Below are 1439 nucleotides of genomic sequence, written 5' to 3'. Positions count from 1 at the left end.
ATTGTTTTTAGATGTTTTATTTTTTTTTTTTTTTAATGACACCGCGACCTCCGAGATTTCCCCCCTTTCCCTACTCGCCGCTCTTGTGAATCACAGGTCTTTGAAATTTGGAATCTTTTGGTTGGTGAGCGGATGAAAGGGGGTAAATCTGCCTTTACTCGGAACTGGGTCTGGAAGCGAATTGCTGATGGCAGTAACAACCATAGTCCCCGTGCTCTGTTACAACTTTTTGCTGAGGCGAAAGATTGGGAAATAAACGAACAAGAGCGAAATCCTTATCAGAAAACTATCATCCGACCACGGGCTTTGAGTTCATCTCTTGAAAAGGTATCAGAAAAAGCATTAGATGCTTTGATAAATGAAGAGTTTAGTGAACTTCAAGATTTGATTTATTGTCTTAAAGGAATAGGACGTTCGCCCTTCTATGCAACTGATGTAAGTGAATTATATGATAAATTGAGTTTTGCTAGAGAAGTGGGTTTGTTATCTATTTATGAAGGGACTAAAGATGATGTTAAACGTTATAAAGTTCCTGATCTTTATCTTTCTGGTATCGGTATGACGCGAAAGGGGCAAGCATAAATAATATATTATTGCACCAAGTTGAAACTTTATCTGTAAAGGTAGGGAACAGGGAATAGGGAATAGGGAACAGGTAAAAAAAAATTGTTTACCTAATTAGCCTACAGACCGGTATACAAAAAAAAGCGATCGCATAATCTTTGCGATTCTCTCAAATAGACGCTACGCGATCGCTTTTTTTTACCATTAAAATACCCCCCCCAAAAAAATTCTAAAAACCCTTGACAATAAAATATATAATCATTACAATTATCAAATAAGCTAAATTAAACTATTGAGCTATGTCGCAAGAATTTATCCCTAACCCCGACAATAATCCTGAAGATCAAATTCCCGGAATTAATCTTGAAGATTTTTTCCCAAAGCAACAACCTGTTCAGCACATTTTAAAGGGGCCTCGTCAAGGAGTAACTAATACTATTCATACCCTGTCTGCCATGAACTACGCACAGGCTTCCGAGTGGAGTCCTCTGCAACCTACGGGCATGCCAGGGGAGGTGATTACGATCATCACTAAGTATTGGATGCTCCGTTAAAACGTTAGTTTCTGGGGGGGTTGCCCCCCCTTGGCAAAAACAAAAGTTCCGGTATGATTAAATAGGAGCATTTCTCGATAGGTTCGGGAACTGAGTGACATAGCGATTTGAATCCACTTACTGTGGACTTGAAATAGCCGTGGACATTATTTCTACGGCTATTTTTTTTTGTTGTTAAGTATCTAATTGGGTAGGGAGTAGGGAGTAGGGAGTAGGGAGTAGGGAGTAGGGAAGAAAATTTAAATGTATATCACGGTTACTATAAAATGCTATAACTCTACTAATAACTTTTATGATTAAATCCCTAATTAGATCATGGTA

Annotated in this window: 2 protein-coding genes; both read left to right on the top strand. The window is 38.4% G+C overall.

The features are described from left to right. Positions 1–117 precede the first annotated feature (117 nt). Positions 118–582, top strand: coding sequence for a hypothetical protein (locus tag F6J94_RS33820; protein WP_293048315.1), 465 nt, complete (start codon positions 118–120; stop codon positions 580–582). A gap of 281 nt (positions 583–863) precedes the next feature. Continuing rightward, positions 864–1118, top strand: coding sequence for a hypothetical protein (locus F6J94_RS33815; RefSeq protein ID WP_293018906.1), 255 nt, complete (start codon positions 864–866; stop codon positions 1116–1118). The last annotated feature ends 321 nt before the right edge of the window (positions 1119–1439 follow it).

Source organism: Moorena sp. SIO1F2 (genome assembly GCF_010672755.1).
Classification (GTDB): domain Bacteria; phylum Cyanobacteriota; class Cyanobacteriia; order Cyanobacteriales; family Coleofasciculaceae; genus Moorena.
Note: the sequence above shows the minus strand (reverse complement) of the source record. Positions and strands in the feature narration are given on the sequence as shown.

What these genes read in the sequence shown, in the direction of transcription:
- F6J94_RS33815 (WP_293018906.1), top strand. Translation starts at nt 864, where the DNA reads ATGTCGCAAGAATTTATCCCTAACCCCGACAATAATCCTGAAGATCAA.